Source organism: Metapseudomonas resinovorans (genome assembly GCF_002003485.1).
Lineage (GTDB): Bacteria > Pseudomonadota > Gammaproteobacteria > Pseudomonadales > Pseudomonadaceae > Metapseudomonas > Metapseudomonas resinovorans_D.
The window spans coordinates 44,201-64,468 of sequence record NZ_BDMA01000008.1; the positions used below are offsets into that span (position 1 = coordinate 44,201).

17 protein-coding genes and 1 pseudogene are annotated in these 20,268 nt (G+C 64.4%); 3 read left to right on the forward strand and 15 right to left on the reverse strand.

All coding sequences use genetic code 11. The features are described from left to right. Positions 1 to 53 precede the first annotated feature (53 nt). From MnOB_RS02365 to MnOB_RS02420, 12 genes and pseudogenes are all read right to left on the reverse strand, one after another. Positions 54 to 1,340 (reverse strand): annotated as a pseudogene (locus tag MnOB_RS02365) (type VI secretion system Vgr family protein); the annotation flags it as partial. Between the two features lie 2 nt (positions 1,341 to 1,342). Then, complete coding sequence (tssH, locus tag MnOB_RS02370) at positions 1,343 to 4,009, reverse strand: type VI secretion system ATPase TssH (protein WP_077521604.1); 2,667 nt, start codon at positions 4,007 to 4,009, stop codon at positions 1,343 to 1,345. A 144-nt stretch (positions 4,010 to 4,153) separates the two neighbouring features. Continuing rightward, positions 4,154 to 4,645, reverse strand: a complete 492-nt coding sequence (locus MnOB_RS02375; RefSeq protein ID WP_077521606.1) for an Hcp family type VI secretion system effector — start codon at positions 4,643 to 4,645, stop codon at positions 4,154 to 4,156. A 13-nt stretch (positions 4,646 to 4,658) separates the two neighbouring features. Beyond that, the gene (locus MnOB_RS02380; RefSeq protein ID WP_077521608.1) at positions 4,659 to 6,398 is read right to left on the reverse strand and encodes an OmpA family protein; all 1,740 of its coding nucleotides are present in this window, start codon (positions 6,396 to 6,398) and stop codon (positions 4,659 to 4,661) included. Positions 6,399 to 6,408: 10 nt separating this feature from the next. Further along, a complete protein-coding gene (gene tssL, locus MnOB_RS02385) occupies positions 6,409 to 7,089 on the reverse strand; it encodes a type VI secretion system protein TssL, short form (RefSeq protein WP_077521610.1) in 681 nt (226 codons plus the stop codon). Continuing rightward, complete coding sequence (gene tssK, locus MnOB_RS02390) at positions 7,086 to 8,441, reverse strand: type VI secretion system baseplate subunit TssK (protein ID WP_077521612.1); 1,356 nt, start codon at positions 8,439 to 8,441, stop codon at positions 7,086 to 7,088. Before tssK ends, tssL begins: the two co-directional genes overlap by 4 nt. Positions 8,442 to 8,466: 25 nt before the next feature. Continuing rightward, on the reverse strand, positions 8,467 to 10,002 hold the full coding sequence (gene tssC, locus MnOB_RS02395) for a type VI secretion system contractile sheath large subunit (RefSeq protein WP_077521614.1): 1,536 nt from the start codon (positions 10,000 to 10,002) through the stop codon (positions 8,467 to 8,469). Positions 10,003 to 10,032: 30 nt separating this feature from the next. After that, complete coding sequence (gene tssB / locus MnOB_RS02400) at positions 10,033 to 10,536, reverse strand: type VI secretion system contractile sheath small subunit (protein ID WP_077521616.1); 504 nt, start codon at positions 10,534 to 10,536, stop codon at positions 10,033 to 10,035. Between the two features lie 545 nt (positions 10,537 to 11,081). Further along, entirely contained in the window at positions 11,082 to 11,483 is a 402-nt protein-coding gene (locus tag MnOB_RS02405; RefSeq protein ID WP_077521618.1) for an ExbD/TolR family protein, read from the reverse strand. 1 nt (position 11,484) lies between these two features. Further along, positions 11,485 to 12,192: a MotA/TolQ/ExbB proton channel family protein gene (locus MnOB_RS02410; protein WP_077521620.1), complete on the reverse strand. Its 708-nt coding sequence runs from the start codon at positions 12,190 to 12,192 to the stop codon at positions 11,485 to 11,487. A 33-nt stretch (positions 12,193 to 12,225) separates the two neighbouring features. Beyond that, positions 12,226 to 13,041, reverse strand: coding sequence for an energy transducer TonB (locus MnOB_RS02415; protein WP_077521622.1), 816 nt, complete (start codon positions 13,039 to 13,041; stop codon positions 12,226 to 12,228). Positions 13,042 to 13,646: 605 nt separating this feature from the next. Then, a complete protein-coding gene (locus MnOB_RS02420) occupies positions 13,647 to 14,549 on the reverse strand; it encodes a TauD/TfdA dioxygenase family protein (RefSeq protein ID WP_077521624.1) in 903 nt (300 codons plus the stop codon). Between the two features lie 163 nt (positions 14,550 to 14,712). Between MnOB_RS02420 and MnOB_RS02425 the strand changes: the two genes are divergently transcribed. Next, positions 14,713 to 15,627 carry a LysR family transcriptional regulator gene (locus tag MnOB_RS02425; RefSeq protein WP_077521626.1) on the forward strand — a complete coding sequence of 305 codons (915 nt, stop codon included), beginning with the start codon at positions 14,713 to 14,715 and terminating at the stop codon, positions 15,625 to 15,627. Between the two features lie 29 nt (positions 15,628 to 15,656). On the opposite strand, the gene MnOB_RS02430 is transcribed toward MnOB_RS02425, so the two are convergent. The 3 genes from MnOB_RS02430 to MnOB_RS02440 all read right to left on the reverse strand — a co-directional run bounded on the left by MnOB_RS02430 (position 15,657) and on the right by MnOB_RS02440 (position 17,440). Further along, positions 15,657 to 15,947 carry a type II toxin-antitoxin system RelE family toxin gene (locus MnOB_RS02430; protein WP_077521628.1) on the reverse strand — a complete coding sequence of 97 codons (291 nt, stop codon included), beginning with the start codon at positions 15,945 to 15,947 and terminating at the stop codon, positions 15,657 to 15,659. Then, positions 15,940 to 16,215 carry a type II toxin-antitoxin system Phd/YefM family antitoxin gene (locus MnOB_RS02435; RefSeq protein WP_199824435.1) on the reverse strand — a complete coding sequence of 92 codons (276 nt, stop codon included), beginning with the start codon at positions 16,213 to 16,215 and terminating at the stop codon, positions 15,940 to 15,942. The genes MnOB_RS02430 and MnOB_RS02435 overlap by 8 nt, the downstream gene beginning before the upstream one ends. Before the next feature lie 172 nt (positions 16,216 to 16,387). After that, a complete protein-coding gene (locus tag MnOB_RS02440; protein ID WP_077521630.1) occupies positions 16,388 to 17,440 on the reverse strand; it encodes an ABC transporter substrate-binding protein in 1,053 nt (350 codons plus the stop codon). Between the two features lie 301 nt (positions 17,441 to 17,741). Here MnOB_RS02440 and MnOB_RS02445 point away from each other — a divergent pair, with 301 nt between their 5' ends. Both MnOB_RS02445 and MnOB_RS02450 read left to right on the forward strand, forming a co-directional pair. Next, positions 17,742 to 19,328: an ABC transporter permease gene (locus MnOB_RS02445; protein WP_077521633.1), complete on the forward strand. Its 1,587-nt coding sequence runs from the start codon at positions 17,742 to 17,744 to the stop codon at positions 19,326 to 19,328. Further along, the gene (locus tag MnOB_RS02450) at positions 19,325 to 20,188 is read left to right on the forward strand and encodes an ABC transporter ATP-binding protein (RefSeq protein WP_077521635.1); all 864 of its coding nucleotides are present in this window, start codon (positions 19,325 to 19,327) and stop codon (positions 20,186 to 20,188) included. The genes MnOB_RS02445 and MnOB_RS02450 overlap by 4 nt, the downstream gene beginning before the upstream one ends. The last annotated feature ends 80 nt before the right edge of the window (positions 20,189 to 20,268 follow it).

The following is a 20,268-nucleotide window of genomic DNA, read 5'->3' on the forward strand; positions in this document are numbered from 1 at the left end:
CGCAGCCAGGGGTGGATCGATCCCGTCGTCGGTTATCTCCCGCGCCTGCGTAATCGCCAGGTGTCGCGGTCGAAGAGGAAGTTGACCTTGTAGCGGCCTTCCAGGTCGATGTGGCTGTAGAGGTCGTCGGGTTGCGGGCTGGTGACCCGCGCCGGGATGGTGCCGACGATCAGCGGTTTTTCCCCCGGCGGCGGGCGGAAGCAGATGTGCTCGACATAGGGGATGGCCTCGAAGCGGGCTTCGAAACTGCGGTCGCGGGCGGCGCTGGCGGTCAGGCGGGTGATGACGGCGCCGGGGGCGAAGGCCTCGGGGGCGCCGCCGTCGATTCCCAGTACCTGCCCGGGGGCCAGGGTCGCGCTGCTGGCGACGCCGGCGAGGCAGGTGCGGGCATTGAGGTAGCGCTCGTGCCGCAGGCGCGCGAAGAAGTAGCCGCTCTCGCTTTGCAGGTCTTCGTCCTGGGCGTAGGCGTCGCCCAGTTCGGTGTAGTGCTCGGCGTAGTGGTAGGCCTCGCCGTAGGTGGTGAGGTCGCCTTGGCTCTGGTCGACGTAGCCGTCGAGCCGGGCGGCGGCATCGCGCGGGTCGTAGGCGCGGACGTGGATGCCCTTTTCCACCACGCCATGCCGCGATTGCAGGGCCCAGACCGCGTCCTGCCCACTGGCGCTGGTGCCGGACGGCGGGCGGTACGGCAGGCGGACATCGAACTGGTAGTTGCGCTGGTCGTCATGGAACTGGACGACGTCGATGCTCAGCCGCTCGTCGGCGGTGAAGCGGTACCAGATGCCGACTTCGGCCAGCAGCCGGGTGATGAAGGCCAGGTCGCTCTCGCCGTATTGCATCACCTGTTCGCGCTTGGGGTACTCGCGCTTGAGGTCGAAGAAGAAGTCCTGCCCGGCCCATTGGTGACGCTCGCTGCGCAGGATCTGCTCGACGATCTCGGGCACCGAGAGATGCTGGTAGATGCGGTATTGCCGGCCACGTTCGAGCAGAGCCAGGCGCGGTTGCAGGGTAATGGCGTAGCGGGTCTGGTCGTTGGAGCCGGAGAGACGGCGAAAGCCGGTGACCACGCCATGCAGGGTGCGCAACGGTTTGGCCGGCGGCACGCTCATGCCGGCGAAAGGCACTGGGATGGGAGGTGGGAACAGGCTGAAGCGGGCGTCCTGGCCGAGCAGGCTCTCGGCGGGAAGATCACGCTCGGTGGAGGTGAATTCCACGTCGTAGGCAAAGGGCTGGCTGAGCGCTTCCTGGCCCTCGAAGGCGAGCACATCAAGCTCGGCGTCAAGGTTGCGCACGTGCAGTTTGTGGCGGCTGTGGTCGAAGAAGGGGCGGGTTTCAGCGGGCATGTTCAGGCCTCCTCACAGGCCGGCTGCGAATGCTCCAGCAGTTCGGTGAACTGCAGGGTGATGCCGTCGTCGCCGCTGTAGCCCAGGATCACGTTCCGGCTTTCCAGCCGGGCGGCCTGGCGTTGCAGGAGCTGCTGGCTGAGCACCGGCAGGATCTGCTGGTTGAGCAGGCTGTCGATGTTGCGGGCGCCGGTGTCCGGGAGCAGGCAGGTGGCCGTCAGGGCTTCAGTCAAGGCTTCGTTGATCTGGCAATCGAGGCCGTAATGGCGCTGCAGGCGACAGGCGACCTGGGCGAGCTTGATGGCGACGATGCGATTGAGCGATTCGGCCGCCAGCGGGCGGTAGATCAGTGTCTGGAAGCGTGCCAGCAGCGCCGGCTGGAAGTGCTCGCGCAGGGTCGGACGCAGAAGTTCCTGAAGGGTGGCATCGGAGGCGTCCGGCTGCTCCTGGAGGCAGGCGTGCAGCAGGTCGCTGCCCAGGTTGGAGGTCATGAGGATGACGGTGTTGCGGAAGTCGATTTCGCGTCCTTCACCGTCCCGCATGAAGCCCCGGTCGAAGACCTGGTAGAACAGGTTGAGCACGTCGCGGTGGGCCTTTTCCACTTCGTCGAGCAGCACCACGCTGTAGGGCCGTTGGCGTACCGCTTCGGTGAGCACCCCGCCCTGGCCGTAGCCGACATAGCCCGGCGGTGAGCCCTTGAGCTGGCTGACGGTGTGGGCTTCCTGGTACTCGGAGAGGTTCAGGGTGATCAGCGATTTTTCGCCGCCGAACAGGCTGTCGGCCAGCGCCAGGGCGGTTTCGGTCTTGCCGACGCCGCTGCTGCCCACCAGCAGGAACACGCCCTGGGGCGCCTTGTCGTCGGTCAGGCCGGTGCGCGCGGCGCGCAGCCGCTGAACCAGCGCGCCGAGGGCGTGGCCCTGGCCGATGACCCGCTGGCCGAGCTGCTGCTCCAGCTCCAGCAGGTTGATGTGCTCGTCCTTGAGCAGACTGCCCAACGGCACACCGGTCCAGTCGGCGATCACTTCGGCAACGCTGCGCGCGGTAACGTCAAGGGACAGCAACGGCCGTTCACCCTGCGCCGCTGCCAGTTGCCGCTGCAATTCGGTGCGGCGGTACGCCTGGGGAGGATCCTCCTGACGGGCGTCCAGTAACTGCCGGCCAAGGTCGAGTTCAAGGCGGTATTGCCGCTCCAGCTCAGCGCGCTCTCGCGCCAGCGAGGCGCACTGGGCCGCGATTTCGCCCAGCCGCCCGGCTGTGGCCCGACCACCGAGGCGGTGGTCGGCTTCCAAGGCCTGGCGCTCCAGCTCCAGGGCGGACTGATGAGCGGCGATACGGACCAGGGCCTGGGGCTCGCAATCGAGGCCCATGCGGACACGGGCACTGGCGGTGTCCAGCAAGTCGACGGCCTTGTCAGGCAGTTGTCGCCCGGTCAGGTATCGGCGCGACAGGCTGACGGCGGCCAGCACCGCCGCATCTTCGATATGGACGCCGTGGTGACTGGCGTAACGGGCCTTGAGGCCGCGCAGCATGAGGCAGGCGTTGGCATCGGAAGGCTCGTCGACTTTGACCATCTGGAAGCGTCGCTCCAGCGCCGCGTCGCGCTCGAAATACTGCTTGTATTCGCTCCAGGTGGTGGCGGCGATGGTGCGTAGCTCGCCACGGGCGAGCGCAGGCTTGAGCAGGTTGGCGGCATCGGCACCACCTGCCTGGTTGCCGGCACCAATCAGGGTGTGGGCCTCGTCGATGAACAGCAGGACGGGGTATTCCGCACGCTGCGCGGCGTCGATGACCTGTTTCAGGCGCTGTTCGAACTCGCCTTTGACGCCCGCGCCAGCCTGCAGCAGGCCGAGGTCGAGGGTGCGCACGCTCACAGTCTTGAGGCTGTCGGGCACCTGGCCGTCTGCGACGCGCAGGGCCAGGCCTTCAACCAGTGCGGTTTTGCCGACGCCGGGCTCGCCCACCAGAATGGGGTTGTTCTTGCGTCGCCGACTGAGGATGTCGATGACCTGACGGATTTCATCGTCACGCCCGAACACCGGGTCGATGAGTCCCTCACGCGCCTTGGCGGTCACGTCCTGGGTAAACCGGTCCAGCACCCGATGCAGGGCATCGTCTCCAGCGCGGCCGGCCGGGGCGACCGTCAGCGTGCCGGCACTGGGGTTGAGCTCTTCCAGGCGCGCCTCACGCTGCACCTCGGGACACTCCTCGGAGTGCTGGTCCAGCATCGGCATGAGGCGTTGCAGCTGAGTGTCACTGAGACTGAGCAACGGCCAGATCGCATCGCAGCCAACCAGACTGGGGGCTTCCAGCAAGGCACCGAGCAAGTGCAATGAGCGCAGACGGTCATTGTCATCGTCCAGCGAGGCGCGCAGCCAGGCATTCTTGATCAGTTGTCGCAGTTCGCCGCTGAGCTGGGGTTTGTCACGCACGCTGCGGGGCAAACCATCCAGATGCTCAAGCAGCCCCTGCCAGAGACCATCGAGGTCCCAGCCGTAACGGCGCGCGATCAGCGTGAGGTCCCCCTCCCCCTGTTCCAGCAGCTTGAGCAACCAGTGCTCAGGAGTGATCTGGGCGTGAGCGCGGCTCTGGCAGAGCGACGCCGCAGCGCTGAGCGCCCGGGCGCAGTATGGGTTGAGGCGACGAAGCAGGCTGGCGGAGTTCTGGGCCATGAAGGTGCGTCCTTGTACGAGGTTCGTGGCGCTTGCGCGTCCGATATGGGTCTGCGATGAGCCGGCTTGAGCGTTTGCGAACAAACGCTCAAGCCGGAGCACCGGAACCGACGGAGCTGAAGGCTCCGCCGGCTTTACCCGACGTCAGGCGCTCTGACGTTCGTTCCAGGAATCGGCGTGGATGATGTTGCCGTCCTTGTAGGTCCACGTGATTTTTTCGTAGCGCAGTTCCACCTGCTCCAGGTGGTTGTGCCTCTCCTTGGACGGGTCCTTCACGTCGTGCATTTTCGGCGCGACTTTCACGACCTTGACGTTTTCCAGCTTGGTGATGAAGTACTCGACTTCCTGGCCAGCGTCGTCGATGCGGTACCACTTGAACTCGGCACTCTTGAGGGTCTGGCCGGTAGTCACCGCCTTGTACAGGTAGGGGCTGGCGGCATCGATTTCCTTGGTGAAGAGGAACGGGGTGTGAACCCGGGTGCCGGTCAGCTTGCCGGTATTGTTGTCAGTGGGGATGTAGAGGCTGTGGTCCTGGGCGACGACCTCGATGCTGCCCTCGCGCTTCTGCACATCCACCGAACCCTTGATGTCTGCGCCACCGTCATCCTGCAGCCAGAGGTATACGGGAATTGCCATTTGAAACTCCTTCTCAGAGGTTGACAGCCGCGGGGTGCGACTGATGCTTGCCGCCCGGAGCCTCGATGGACGACACGCACGCCCCCATCTCCGGTACCAGGCGGATATCGACACGCCGATTGGCGGCGCGCCCGATCTCAGTGTCATTGCTCGCGATCGGCTGGCTCGCGCCGAATCCCTGGACGGCAAAGCAACCATCGGGGATATCGCCCATGCGCTGCATCCAGTCGCGCACAGCACTGGCACGGGCGTGGGACAGCTGAAGGTTGTGCTCGGCGTTGCCGGTGGCATCGGTATGACCGGCAATGACGATCAGCCAACCGGGCTGAGCCTTGATGCCGACCAGAATGTTGATCAGCAGCCGGGTGGATTCCGGCTTGAGCGTGGCGCTGCCCACCGCGAACAACGACAGGCTGTCCAGTCGTACGGGGTCGGGAATCGTCGCTACTGCTGGGGCGCCGTCAGGCACCCGATACCCCGCGATCACTGCCAACAACTCGTTGCGAAGGCGTTCGCCCTGGTACAAGCCGGATCCAAGCCACAGCGGTTCACCGTGGCGGTAGTAGCCATCCAGGCGCACAGCATGGCTGCGCAGCGCCGACATCGCTGCCTCCCGCTCGGCGAATTCGGGCTGTTCGCGCTGTTGAGCCTCAGGAATGGCCAGGTAGCGCTGCAGGTCGTCGCTGGCCTGCCGCGCCCATTGGTGGTTGTGCCAGGCGGAGCTGGCAAAGGCCGTCAGCATCGCCGCCACGAACAACCAGAGCGCAATGATTCCGGCCCGACGCAAAGGGATGTTCTGCGCCTTAAGCCGCAACAGCGGTAGCAGCGGGTCGGGGAGAGGCAATAGCACCGAGGACGAGGACGCCGGGGTTGCCAGTTCGCCCAATGCGGTCCTGCCACACACCCATTGCTGCCAGAGACTTCCGACCACGCCACCTGGTAGCGCCGGCACCAGGATGACCCCGCCGGCCACCGCAACCGCAACAGGGCTACGGGCCTCAGGTGCAACAAGATGAGCCCGTACGTGTTCGCTCAACCACCCGGCGATGCTGTTCAACATCACGCCGGTTCGCAGGCGAAGCGCGGAGGTCTGGAGGTCGTCTGTGTGCATCTGCCATGCGCCAAAATCGGTGCGAGCGCCGCCCTCCAGAACATCCGCCTGTTGCGCTCCTGGCTCCCAACAGAACCAGGGACCATCGCCCTGATCGCTTTGCAGGTAGGTCGCCAGGAGTAGAGGCAGAGCAGGGCCAGATCGGCGGGCCAGCGCCAACTGATGACGGAGCGTCCGAATACGCCCGTACAGCTCGGTGCCGTCGCTGTGCTCGTGCGGATTGACGATAAAGAGCACACAGAGCTGTCCGCCCCAGTGAGGCCGATGCGCCAAGATGCTCTGGACCCTGCGGGGCAGATGTTCGAGGCTTTCGACCGATAAATAGCAACCTTGTGGCGTCATTCTCGACGCGTATCGCCCTGCCTCAGGCGCCTCGAAAAGCGCCGGCAAACCATCGCCACAGACCAGTGCCACGGGTTGTCGGAAACCTGCGGCCGGCAGGGGTACTTCGCTGTCGAGTGCCAGCGTCCGCGACAACTGCTCAGCACGCTGCCCTGTCCAGCGCCAGGCCAGGACCGCCGCCAGCGCGATAACCGATACCGCACTCCACCGTTGCCACCCGAGCATGGGAAAAACGAATAGCAGCGCCATGGCGAGCAGCGCGGCCAACAGCCAGAGGCCGCGCGTCAGCATCAAGGTCATTGGGCCTCCATCACGCCGCACCGGGCATCAACGAGGAGACAGCGCTACTGAGGAGCTGATTCAGCCCCCACCAGGTTCCGACGATGAGCAGTGCTGCCACGAGCAGTTGCATGAGGGGACTACGCAACCCGTTCCGCACAACCCCGTCTCGCCCCTGCCCAGAGCCGGAGATCAGCACCTGACGTGTCACCAAGGGCGCAACCCGAGCGTCCAACGCGCGCAGCAGATCCTCACGTTCTGGGTGGTTCAAATCGTTGTAGCGCCCCTTGAACCCCAGCATCAGCACACGCTGGTAAACCGTCATCACCCTTGGGTCCGGTGCGGGCTCACGCAGGACGTCACACATATCCTCGTAAAGGAACTCTCCCGCCTGGTGCCGGTTGAAAAACTTCGCCTGCAAGGGCTCGCCGGCCCAGTCGGCATGGGCTTCATCCTTCGCGTAGCCGAGCACTGTTTCATCCAGCAAGGCGCACTGGGCGTAGCTGATGCAGTCGATGCTCTTCTGGCTCATGCCATCGGCCTTCAGCCTCTCGCGCACCTCTTCGATCTGGGCGGAGCAGTGATTCCACAGATCACGACTGCCGCTTGCCGTGGCACCCTCATGCAGGGCCACGACCAGCAGGTAGCTGTCCTGCAGCAACGCATCCACGTCGACCGCTGAAGGCCTGGCGTGTTCGGTATTCAGGCTCATGAGCGCAGCACCGCGAACAGTTCCAGCCGCGCGTCGATCAACGTGGCCGGGACATAGAAGGCGCACACCCCAGCGGCCAGCATTGTCCGCCCCTTGGGATGCCCGAGATCCAGCGCGAAATATTGGTTTTCCAGGCGCAACGGAATAGCGGCCGGGACATGGCTGAGGGGCTGCAGCGGAATACCGTCGAGTGCCGCATTGACCAGGTGATCGACGTCCTCCGGCGTGCCGACCTTGCACAGGTGCGGAAACTGGCTCTGCAACTGTGCAGCGGACAAACGCGATCGCACGGACAGGTAGAAATCGGCACCGTCCGGCTCTCGCAGGCGTGGATCATTGAGCGAGACCTTCCAACGGTTGGCACCGGCCTCTTCCAGTTCCAGCGCGATGACACGTGAAGGCAGGCTGGCCTCGAGCAGGGTGGAGATCAGGCTCATCAACGGCGCCAGAACCTGTTCCAGTTGTTCATGCCGGTATGCCGGAATCCGTTCGATATCGTGTTCCAGCGAGAAGGTCGACAAGCTGCCGGCAAGCTTTGCCAGCTCCAGGTAGACCTGCTCGGGATGGCGGGCTGGATTGGCCCCGAGGTCAGCCAGGATCGGCTGGTAGGTGTTGAGTGCATTGAGCAGCCAGAACAGCGAGACGTCGGCCACGGCGAAGTCGGCCATGCGCTGGTTGCTTTCACGGCGCATGCCCATCAGCCGTTGACGCTTGGCGGAGAGCTGGGTCAGCAAATTGTCCAGCTGAGCCAACAGGCCAGCGTGAGCGCCGAAGCTCAGCAGGGGCGGTACATAACTGGGGTCTATGCTCCAGATCCCCTGGGCATCGCGCACCAGGCGCGTGACCGGACAGGTCAGGTAGTCACCGTTGTCATCACTGGACAGGCGCAGACTGAGTTGGTGCTCCATCACGCTGATGGACTGGCTTTCGTCGCCGTAAAGGTCTTGCACCGCTCGCCAGCCCTGACGGTAGCGAGTGGGCCGGTCCTCACGGCTACCATCGAGAACGCAATTGTTGCCGTTGCCCTGTTCCAGAGGCAGCGCCAGCAGCAGGATCGAGTGGTGGCTGTCGTCCGCCAGCACGCGGGACAGCTCCAGCGCAGGCGGCAGGCAGTCGGCACGGTCGGTGTCGATCAAGGTACCGTCCGGCATCCGCAGTTGGAGCCGTTGGGCCTTGAGCTTCCCCAGCTTCAGTGCATCCAGATCGAAGGCGGCCACGAGCACGCCCCAGGGGTGAACCAGGGCGAGTCGGGCGATGCATTCATTGGTCCAGGCCTCCCAGCGCGCTTGCTGCTGGAACTGCTGCGGGGACAGTAGCGTCCCCGCAGCCCATAGGGGGCGGTCGATGTTCATGACGTCGTGTTCCCTATGCGAAGGCTCAGGCCTTGGCCTTGGGCATCTGCGAAACCAGAGACAGGTTGACGTCCATGCCTTCCACCTGGAAATGCGGCACGGCGTACAGCTTGACGCGGAAGAAGCCGGGGTTGTCGTCGATGTCTTCGACTATCACCTTCGCTTCGCGCAGCGGGTGCGAGGCTTGGAGGTCGTCGCTGGGGTCGGTCATCTCGGTTACCAGGCTGCCAATCCATGTATTGAGTTCCAGCTCCAGCACACGACGGTCCTTGGTGGTGCCGATGTTTTCCCGCTGGATCAGCTTCAGGTAATGGGCAATGCGCGACAGCAAGAAGATGTACGGCAGTCGTGAGTTGATGCGGCTGTTGGCCGAGGCATCGGCCGTGTCGTACAGCGCAGGCTTCTGTGTCGAGTTGGCGGAAAAGAAGCACGCGTAGTCGCGATTCTTGTAGTAGGACAGGGGGATGAAACCCAGGTTGGCGAATTCGAATTCGCGGGTCTCCGGGATCATCACTTCCGACGGGATCTTCACCTGGTTGCCGATGCCCAGGTCATAGAGATGAATCGGCAGGTCGGTCACCGCGCCGCCCGATTGCGGGCCACGAATCTGTACGCACCAGCCGTTGTGGATGAAGCTCTTCACCATGTTGGCGGCGAAGGCGTAAGACGCATTGGTCCACAGGTAACGGTCGTGGTCCGGGCCTTTCACGCTCTCGACGTAATTGAAGTTGCGCACCGGAACTGTGTCCGGGCCATAGGGCAGGCGCCCGAGCACACGGGGCAGGGTCAGCCCGATGTAACGGGCGTCGTCGCTGTCGCGGAAGGACTTCCATTTGATGTATTCGGCCCTGTCGAAGTAGTTGCCGATGTCCTTGATGGCGGCAACTTCCTCCATCGTTTCCTTGCCGAAGAACGCCGGGCCGACGGCACCGATGAAGGGCATGTGCGCCGCCGCGGCAACCTTGGAAAGGTTACGCAGTAGGGCAATATCCTGCGCGCCGCGATCAAACTCGTAGTTGGAAATGGCCGCTGCGATCGGCTCACCGCCGGGCGTGTCGTACTCCTGGATGTAGGTGTGCACGTACAGGCCGCTCTGGGCGATCTCGGGGGCGTCCTCGAAATCCTGCACCAGGTGTTCCTTGCTGATGTCGAGCAACTCGATGCGCACATTCTGACGGAAGTCGGTCTGGTCGATCAGCGACTTGACACCGCGCCAGGTGGACTCGACGCGCTGGAAGTCCGCGTGGTGCATGATCGCGTCGAGCTGGCGGCTGATCTGCGCATCCAAGGAGGCAATGTGTTCGTCGAGCAGGGTCTTGTCCAAGCGCTCGACCTTCTGCGATGACTGCTTGAGCAGGTCGAGGAAAACGCTGACCGCTGCGGTGACCCGCTCGTCAGCAGAAGCTTCGGACAGTGCCTCGTTGTTCTGGAACGCGTCGAGAGCGCTCAGCTCGCTGATAGGGCTGAGGTTGATCTTGCCGAACAGGGCCGCATAGACGCCCTGGTTTTCCTCGAATGCAGCGGCGCCGTGCGGGGCCGCGGAGGTGTGTTCTACGGACATGGGTGACCTTCCTTTGACTATCCGGGCGCGTTAGCGAGCGTCTTGGGGAGCGAGCGCGGCGAGTTCGATGCGCAGTTCGTCGCTGAGGGCGTCGTCCTTGAGGATGCGTTCCAGCTCCTGGCGGAATGTGGCGTTATCCAAGAGGTTCGACTTGAGGTCGCGCAGCAGATTGCGCATAGCGAGCAAGGCACGCAGCTGCGGAATCTGCCGGGCCACCTGCTCGGGTTCGAAGTCCTTCATGCGTCGGAAGGTGAGCTCGATGGGGGTTTCCGAGTCGTCATCGGCCAGAGTGTTCTCCACTGCGAGCTTCAGGCTCGGGGCGAATTCGGCGAGCACGCTGTCGAAGTTGCTCTTGTCGATGTTGACCTTGCTGCGCTCCGAGAGTGGGCGTGTTTCCCGGCCATTGCTGTAGTCGCCCATCAGCATCAGCTTCAGGGGTAGTTCGACCTTCCTCTGGGCGCCGCCGGTATGCAGGTCGAGCTTGATGTTGACCCGCGACTTGGGTACTTCGTTTTGGAAACTGTTCGATGCCATGACTACTCCAGGTGCCTCCCGCGGGAGATCGGATGAAAGCCGTCGAGCAAGAATTCATGACCACGACCGAGCGGGTGTTCGCGCTACCTGCCTGGTCGAGATGAGGGAATTCCATTTCGCACTCGTTGCTTGCTTCGGATGGGCGTTGTTTTGAACGCGATCGCCAAGTTGGCGGGCCGGTCGTTATCTAGGCCGATAAGCAGGATGAGACGAAAGAGGCTCAATCCGATGAGCGCAGAGGAAGGGTCTGAAGACTTGTGGCGCAATGGATGAAGCACTTTCGGCTTTCCCATCTGCCGTAGAAAAAAAGGCCCGGATCTGCAGTGTGCAGTCCGGGCCAACCCTGACGGGAGAAGGCCTTCTGGACGAAAGCCATCGATGTAAAACAGCCACCTCTCCCCTGCCTGAAGAGAGGTGGCCAAAACCTGTCAGCGCAGAAACGCCGTAGGTTGGTCCGAGCGCAGCGAGGCCCAACGTTGCAGGGCATCAGGTTCGCTCGTTGGGCTTCGCGTAGCTCAGACCAACCTACAAAGCAGCCAAGCCGGTCAGCGCGCGGTAATCACCGCGAGCTTGGTGATGCCCGCCCGCTCGATGGAGGCCATGGCGCGGGCCACGGCGCCGTAGTCCACCTGGTCGTCGGCCTGCAGTTGCACGCGCAGCTCCGGGTCTTTTGCCTTGGCGGCTTCCAGGCTGGTCTGCAGCAGGTCGGGCTGGATCTCGTCCTTGTTGATGAACAGCTTGCCGGCGCCGTCGATGCTCACCACCAGCGGGTCCTTCTGCTCGGGCGGGGCCACGGCCTCGGTCTTCGGCAGGTTGATCGGAATGGCGTTGGTCAGCAGCGGCGCGGTGACGATGAACACCACCAGCAGCACCAGCATCACGTCCACCAGCGGGGTGACGTTGATTTCGGACAGGACTTCGTCGTTGTCCTGGGTGGAGAAGGCCATGTCAGGACGCCTCCTTCACAGAGCCGGCGGCGCGTGCCGGCGCGGCATTGACGATCAGCTTGAAGGCGCTCTTCTGCGCCAGCAGGTAGAAGTCGTGGGCGAAGTCGTCGAGGTCGGCGGCGGTGAGCTTCAGGCTGCGCAGGAAGTAGTTGTAAACCAGCACCGCCGGCACGGCGACGGCGATCCCCACGCCGGTGGCGACCAGTGCCGCGCCGATGGGGCCGGCCACGGTTTCCAGGCTGGCCGAGCCGGCCGCGCTGATGCCCTTCAAGGCTTCCATGATGCCCCAGACGGTGCCGAACAGGCCGATGAAGGGCGAGGTGGAACCGATCGAGGCGAGCACCGCCAGCCCGGATTCGAGGGAGCGGCGCTCGCGCTGGATCTGCTGGCGCAGGGCGCGTTCGAGGCGGTCCTGGTGGTTGATCGCCTGGCTCAGGTCGCCGGGCTGGCCGCCCTGCACCTGGATCGCGGCGAAGCCGGCCTGGGCCACGTGGGCGGCGGCACCGGCATGCTGCTGCAGCTGCTCGGCGGCACTGTCCAGGCTGGTGGCGCTCCAGAAGCGCTTCTGGAACTGGCGGTCGCGGCGCTTCAGGCGGGCGAACTGGATGCCCTTGACCAGGGCCAGGCCCCAGGTGACGACGGAGAAGCCGATGAGCAGCCAGATCACCAGGTGCTCGATGGAGGCGAAGGGATTGGTTAACAGGTCCATGGTGAATTCCTCTCTACACGCAAAGGCGCTGAATCAGTTCAATTTGAAATCGATGGGCACGCTGACCCAGCCATCGCGGGCGACCTCGCCCTGCTTGGCCGGCACGAAGGTCCAGCGCTTGACCGCGCGCACCGCGGCTTCGTCGAGCAGGTCGCGGCCGCTGCTGGTCTGTACCTGCACCTCGCTCGGCGAGCCGCTGGCCAGCACATGCACCCGCAGCAGCACGGTGCCTTCCCAGCCGCGCCGCTGGGCGAAGGCGGGGTACTCGGGCGCCGGGTTCTTCAGGTAACCGGCGTTGGCCGAGGGCGGCGTCACCGGCGCTGGCGCAGGCGGAGCCGGTGGCGCGGGCGGGGCTTCGGCCTTGGGCGGCGCGGGCGGCGGTTCGACCGGTTTGGCCACGGGCTTCGGCGCGGGCTTGGGCGGCTGCACTTTCGGCTTGGGTTTGGCCACCGGCTTGGGTAGCGGCGGCTTCACCGCCAGCTCCTCCACCACCGGGGGCGGCGGCTCGATCACGGGCGGCGGTGGCTCCGGTGGCGGCGGTTCCACCACCGGCGGCGCCGGGGCGGTGAACTCGATGGTCATGGGCGGAATCTGCGGTGGCACTTCCGGCAGCGGTGGGGTGGGCTGCTGGCTCAGCCAGTGCAGCACGGCACCGTGCAGGACCAGGGCGAAGGCGCCCAGCAGCCAGGCCTCGCGGCGACTGAGCACGCGGGTGGCACTGGGGCTGCGGAACACCGTGCGGTCCAGCGCCTGGCGCACCGGCACGCCGAGGTCGCGGATTTCGCCGGCGCGACGGACTTCTTGCCAGTGCAGTTCACGGCCGCTGTCGGCTTCGAGGACATTGCCCATGGGCAAGACTCCTGGGGATAAAAAGGCCCGGTCTGTTCCACCGGGCTTGTTGAATTGGCAGCCGGCTCAAGGCCGGCGAGATGGCCGAGCTAGAGCGGTCGGCCACGGAGAGATGATTGGCTGCGCGTATTATCTCTCAAAGTAATTTTTAATGATTTTCTAATTACTATTAGGAATATGCGTTCTTTAAGTGCATGAATTTAAAAGACAATTTCTTATGCATGCCTTGAGGACATCGAAAATATGCCCGGCAGGCATCGAATGCCCCCGTAGGTTGGTCCGAGCGCAGCGAGGCCCAACATCGCGCGGTGTCGGATGCCTTCGTTGGGCTTCGCGTAGCTCAGACCAACCTACGCTCAGCGCACAGCCTGTCACCGCGAGCGTAGTGACCGAGAAGTGCCCCCGTAGGTTGGGCCGAGCGCAGCGAGGCCCAACATCGCGCGGTGTCGGATGTTTTTGTTGGGCTTCGCGTAGCTCAGACCAACCTACAAATCAGCCAAACCTGTCAGCGCGGTAGCCGCAAGGCTTTCGGGGTGCGCGGCGCGTCCTACAAAAGCCGAAAGCCCCCAGCGGATCGCTCCGGTGGGGGCTTTTGGCTTGAGCAATCAGCTCTTGCGAAGGGTCTGGCTGCGCTGCCCGTCGATGCTCACCGGCACGTCTCCGGCCAGGGTCACGCGGCGCACGATGCGCGGCTGGGTGTTGTAGTCGTCCACGGCGTAATGCTGGGTCGCGCGGTTATCCCAGATCGCCACGTCGCCGGTCTGCCAGCGCCAGCGCACGGTGTTTTCCAGGCGGGTGACATGGCCCTGGAGCACGGAGAAAAGGTGCGCCGAATCCGGCTGGGAGAAACCCTTGATGCGTTTGACGAAGTGGCCCAGCAGCAGCGTCCGCTCGCCACTCACCGGATGCACCCGCACCACCGGGTGCTCGGTCTCATACACGGTGGAGGTGAACACCTTGCGGTACTGCTCCAGCTTCTCGGCGCTGACATGGGGACGGGCGGCGGCATAGTCGTATTCGTTGCTGTGCACGGCCCAGAGCTTGTCGGCAAGTTCGCGAAGCGCCACAGGCAGGTCCTGGTAGGCGGTGGCGGTGTTGGCCCAGACGGTGTCGCCGCCGGCGGCCGGGGCCGTCACGCTGCGCAGGATGGAAGCCTTGGGATAGGCGTCGACGAAGGTGACGTCGGTGTGCCAGGAGTTGGCGCGCTGCCCTTCGGCGCCGTCCAGTTGCAGCAGGTAATGGGTGCCCTCGCGCACTGGCACGGTGGGATGCGCCACCGGCTCACCGAGCAGCTTGGCGAAGGCTTCCTGGCCCTGGTCGTCCAACTGGGTCTGGCCGCGGAAGAAGATCACTTTGTATTGCACCAGGGCGGCCTGGATGGCTTCGAGGGTGGCGGCATCCAGGTTGCCGGACAGGGTCACGCCCCGGATCTCGGCGCCGATGCGACCGGCAACGGGATGGATGTCGAGTTCAGCGGCCTGTTGTTGGGCCAGTGCGGCAGTGCTCATGGTGCGGTCCTCATGGTCAGGGGAGATGCGCCATATGCTTATTCGATATACGTCTAATAATTTATCGAATACGCATTTGACGGAATAAGAGCCTGCATTTAAAACCCCACGCAATGCCGCGACAAATGCCTTCGCCCTATATTTTCGATGCCGGAAAAGCACCATGGATCTGCGCCAGCTCCGTTACTTCATCGCCCTGCTCGAACACCGCAGTTTCGTCCGCGCGGCCGACGCCATGGGGATCACCCAACCAGCGTTCAGCCGCAGCATCCAGGGCCTGGAGCAGAATTTCGGCTGCCAGTTGGTCGACCGTGGCAGCAAGGACCTGCGCCCCACCCCCGAAGGCCAAGTGGTGCTGCAGCACGCCCTGCGCCTGGTTCAGGGAGCGAGCAATCTGGCGCGCGAAATCGACCAGATGACCAAGCTGGATGCCGGCGAGTTGCACTTCGGCAGCGGCCCCGCGCCAGCCGCCAGGCTGGTACCCGACGCCCTGGCCGTATTCATGCAGCGCTACCCGCGCATCCGCACCCATTTCGAAGTGAATAACTGGGAGGTGCTGGGACGCCGCCTGGCCCGGGACGAGATCGAATTCTTCATCGCCGACGTGCGCCAGTTCGAGGCCGACCCGAGCTTCCAGACCCAGCCGCTGACGCCCCGTTATGGCCGATTCTTCTGCCGCCAGGGGCACCCTCTGCTGCTCAAGGAGAGCCTGTCGACCAATGACATGTTCGACTACCCGCTGGCCGCCACGCGGTTGCCGGCGGGCATCCGCAAGCTGCTGGCGAGCTATAGCGGCATGGCGGATTTCCAGCTCAGCCTGGAGTGCGACCACGTACCCACGCTGGTGCAGGTGGTGCGCCAGACGGATGCCATCGGCATCGCCCAGCAGGAAACCATCGCCCCGCTGCTGGAGTGCGGTGCGCTGGCGCTGCTGCACTGGCGCAACCTGCCCGATCGCGTGGACAGCCTGGCCGCGCGCTGCGGCATCGTCACACGCACGGGTTATCGCCTGTCCCCTGCGGCGCGGGCGCTGATCGAGGTGTTGCTGGAGTTGGATGCGGTGGAGCAGGCGGCGTAGGGGCAGGGAAGGGACAGGCCAGCCAAACGTTATTCAATGCGCCCCTTGGCGGCCTCATAGACCTCTGAACGCTCACGCCTACCCACAGCGATGACAGTGACAACCAAGCGCTGATCCACCACCTCATAAACAAGGCGATAGCCCACCGAACGCAGCTTGATCTTGTAGCAGTCCGGCATTCCCTTGAGTCGATCAGACTCGACTCGTGGGAGGTCGAGGCGTTCTTTCAGCTTCTTGGCAAACTGCAGCCGGATGGTGGAGTCCAGCTTGTGCCATTCCTTGAGCGCCTTGACGTTGAACGCCAGGCTGAACTTAGGCACGTGTATCGGTCGCTTGTGCGATCAACTCATCGATATCGACTGCCACCGTCGGTTCCCCCTGACGGGCGCGGACCAGTTCGGCCAGACGCAGGTCGTCAATCAGCTCGAGCATGGCTTGATAACGAGCGGGCGGAACGGCGTAGAAAGCCGGTTCGTTGCGGTTGAGGATGACCACAGTTTCGCCGTGACCTTCACGAATGGTTCCCATGGGATCACGTTTGAGGTCGGTTACGGAGGCGGCCACATCCGCCAGGATCTGGAAGGGCATTAGAGTCTCCTAAAAGCACCAATAAGAGCACCAATTACAGTACTGAAGGATAACTGCACGCGGTGGCTTCATGAAGCAGTTTTTCTGGAAAGCTCTCGTTGGCGCGAATGCCCTGTGGATAAAAAAGCCGCCTTGCGGCGGCTTCCACGACTCCCTGTAAATGACCTCCCTGTCAGCGCGAGGCCTGTCCCGGCCCCTGCAACGCCGCGTCGAGGAAACGCGGCTCCACCCAGTCGGCTACCTGGAAACCACGGCGGATCAGGCGTTCCTTGGCCGCCAGGTCCACGCCCTGCTGCAGCAGGCCGATGAATTCGGCGTCCAGGTGAGGATCGAAGTAGCGATTCAGGCTTTCCTGGGCCAGGTCACTGGCGAGGATGCCCGGCGGATAGCTGGCCAGGCTCGATACCAGTTCGACATAGGCAGCCTTGTTGGCGTCGTCACGTATCCAGTTCACGGCCTTCTGCTGGGCCTTCACCAGGCGCCCCACCACCTCCGGGTACTGGCGGATGAAGTCACCGGTGGCCACCAGCACGGCCTGGGTGCTGCCCGCGCCATCGAGGTCGCGGGAGTTCAGCGGCAGTTCCGCGAGACCGCGTTCGCGCAGGGCGATCAGGTTGGAGAGCCCCCAGGTCGCGTCGATCTGCTTGGCGGCCAGGGCTGCGCTGGCGGCGTTGAAGTCGAGGTTGATCACCTTCAGGTCACGCTCGCTGAGGCCCTGGCTGGCCAGGGCGCTGGCGAAGGAGAGTTGGAGGGCGGTGCCGCGGAATACCGCCACGCGTTTGCCCTTGAGGTCTTGCAGGCTCTTGATGCCCGACCCCGGCACCACGCCGAGATAGCTCTTCACGCCACGGGTGTTGGCGCTGATCACCCGGGTGTCCAACCCGTTGGCCTTGCCGACGATTGCGGCCAGGTCACCCAGGTAGGCGAAGTCCACCTGACCGTTTGCCAGGGCCTCGTTAACCACCGGGCCGGCGCCCTTGAAGAAGCGCCATTCGACGCGGATTCCGTCCTTGGCAAATTCCTCTTCGAAGATTTTCTGATCGCGCAGCACGTCCACCACGCCACCCGCGCTGTGCTTCGTGCCAGCACTCAGGTCGGGCACCGCGATGCGGATGGCTTCGGGCTTGGCCGCTTCGGCGTGGACAGCCAAGGGGAATGCCCCGAGCACGCCGACCAACAGGGGTGAGGCAAAGGCCCCGAGTATTTGGTTGAGCAGGGTTTTCATGGCGGGGTGGCTCCTTGGCGGGCTGCCGCCGGCAGAGGCCGGCGCTGTGGAACGGAAGCTAGGCGGGCGTCCCCAGGCCAAGCAAATAATAAAAAGTCATTTTTTAATAATTTTTACGCCTAAGTCAGACGGGACGCCGGCTGCACGGGTGCATGCATAACGCGCATAAAAAATATGAGGCAAACGCATCGGCCTATGCCTTCCCGACGCTATCGACTCGTGTTCTTATCCATTTCAGTCATTAATCAGCAATTTATTATTCTTTTTTTGAATATTCTAAGAACCCGTTCGGGAGATGGAAATGAGCCGAACCTTGACGTGGACGCCCCCCGCGCTGGCTTTACCCGGCGGGTGGCGCGGCCATTCCGAAGCGCTTCTGCCTTGGCTCCTGCCCCTGGGCCTTGCCCTGCTCTGGGTGCTCGCGAGCCATTACCACTGGATGAGTGAACAAATCCTGCCGGCGCCGTCACTGGTCTGGCAGAGCGCCCTGGAGTTCGGCTCGGGCGAGCTCTGGACCCACCTGTGGATAAGCCTCCAGCGGCTGTTCTGGGGACTGCTGGCGGGAGTCGCCGGCGGGCTCTTCCTGGGGACCTGGCTGGGCGCGTCGAAGCGCGCCGAGGCGCTGGTCTACCCCAGCTTCGTGGCCCTGGCGCAGATTCCTACCCTGGCGTGGATTCCGTTGTTCATGCTGTTCTTCGGCATCGGCGAGTTGCTCAAGCTGGTGGTGCTGATCAAAGCGGTGGTGGTGCCGGTGACCCTGCATACCCTGGTCGGTGTGCGCGATGCCCAGCCCAAGCTGCGCGAGGCTGCCGCCGTGCTGCGCCTGCCGCGCCACCTGCTGTTCCTGCGCCTCTTGCTGCCGGCCGCCCTGCCCGCCTTCCTCACCGGTTTCCGCCTGGCCCTGGCCACCGGCTGGACGTCGCTGCTGGCGGTGGAACTGCTGGCCTCCAGCGAAGGCCTGGGCTACCTGATGGTCTGGGGGCGCCAGCTGTTCATGCTGGACCTGGTGTTCCTCTGCATCCTGCTCATCGGCCTTGTCGGCGCGCTGATGGACCGAGGCTTCGGGCTCGTCGAACGGCGCTTGCTGCACTGGCCGCAACCGGCCACCGGCGAGCAGCGCCGGCGCAACGATGCACGGGGTTGGCGCCGCCTGGAGGGCGCCCTGTTGCCCGCCGCGCTGCTGATTCTCTGGCAGGCCAGCAGCAGCCTCGGCTGGGTCGACCGCAATATCCTGGCTTCGCCGCTGGACGTGGTGCGCAGCCTGGCGGATGGATTCCAGGACGGCTCCCTGCCCCATGCCATGCAGCTCAGCCTGCAACGCGCCCTGGCCGGCCTGGTTGTCGGAGGTGGCGCCGGACTCCTGCTGGGCTTGCTGCTGGGGCTCTCCAATCGCACCGAGCGGGTGCTGGGGCCAAGCCTGTCGGCCTTGCGCCAGGTCGCGCTGTTCGCCTGGGTGCCGCTGCTCACCGCCTGGTTCGGCCTGGGCGAGTTGGCCAAGGTGGTGTTCGTCAGCCTGGCGGCCTTCTTCCCGCTGTTCATCGCCACCCAGCGCGGCATCGCCAGTCTGTCGCCGCAGTTGGGCGAGGCGGCCCGCACCCTGCGCCTGGATCTGCCCAAACGCCTGCAGTTGCTGATCCTTCCCGGCGCAGCCCCGGCCATCTTCGCCGGCCTGCGGCTTTCCCTGATCTACGCCTGGCTGGGGACCATCGGCGCCGAGTACTTCATGCCGTCCGATGGCGGCATCGCAAGCCTGATGCTTGGCGCCCAGCAGATGTTCCGCATGGACCAGGTGATGGCAGCCATGGTGCTGGTGGGCCTGGTCGGCGCCCTGCTCGGCGCCCTCGGACAACGCATCGAAACGCGCGCGACGCGCTGGAGACACGCATGAACGCCTTCAATCCCTCGGCCCGGGAAGCGGCCAACCAGCCCCATTCCATCGCTCCCCTGGTCAGCTTCGCCCGGGTCGGCAAGGTCTTCTCGGTGGATGGCCAGGCCTTCGAGGCCATCCAGGACTTCAGCCTGGCGATCAACGAAGGCGAGTTCATCGCCATCGTCGGCTCCAGCGGTTGCGGCAAGTCCACCCTGCTGCGCCTGTTGGTGGGGCTGGATACCGACTTCAGTGGCGAGATCCGCGTGGACGGCGCGCCGGTCCGGGGCATCGGCGGCGAGCGCGGCATCGTGTTCCAGGAGCACCGGCTGTTCCCCTGGCTGACCGTGGCGCAGAACATCGGTCTGGGGTTGGTAAACGAAAAACTGACCCAGGGCGAACGCGCCCGGCGGGTCCATGAGTTCGTGCAACTGGTGGGACTGAATGGCTTCGAATCGGCCTACCCGCATCAGCTTTCCGGGGGCATGGCCCAGCGCGTGGCCATCGCCCGCGGCCTGGTGGCCAGCCCACGCATCCTGCTGCTGGACGAGCCCTTCGGCGCCCTCGATGCGTTGACTCGCCAGCAACTCCAGGACGAGTTGCTGGCCATCCGCGAGCGCTCGGGCATCACCACCTTGCTGGTCACCCACGACGCCGAGGAGGCGATATACCTCGCCGACCGCGTGGTGGTGATGGCGCCGAGGCCCGGTCGGATCAAGTCGGTGGTGGAGATCGATCTGCCGCATCCACGGCAGCGCACGGGGGCGGACTTCCACAGGCTGCGGGAGCAATTGCTGCACCAGCTCACCGGGGACGGCGACTACCTGCCGCCGGTGCTGCACCGCGTCGAAGGTATGCGGCCGGAGTTCATTGCGCTGTAGGGGTGAATTTATTCGCCAAGGACCGCGCAGCGGTCCCGTAGATACCGTCTTGATCCCTAGTGGGCAAGCGCCCGTTCTGC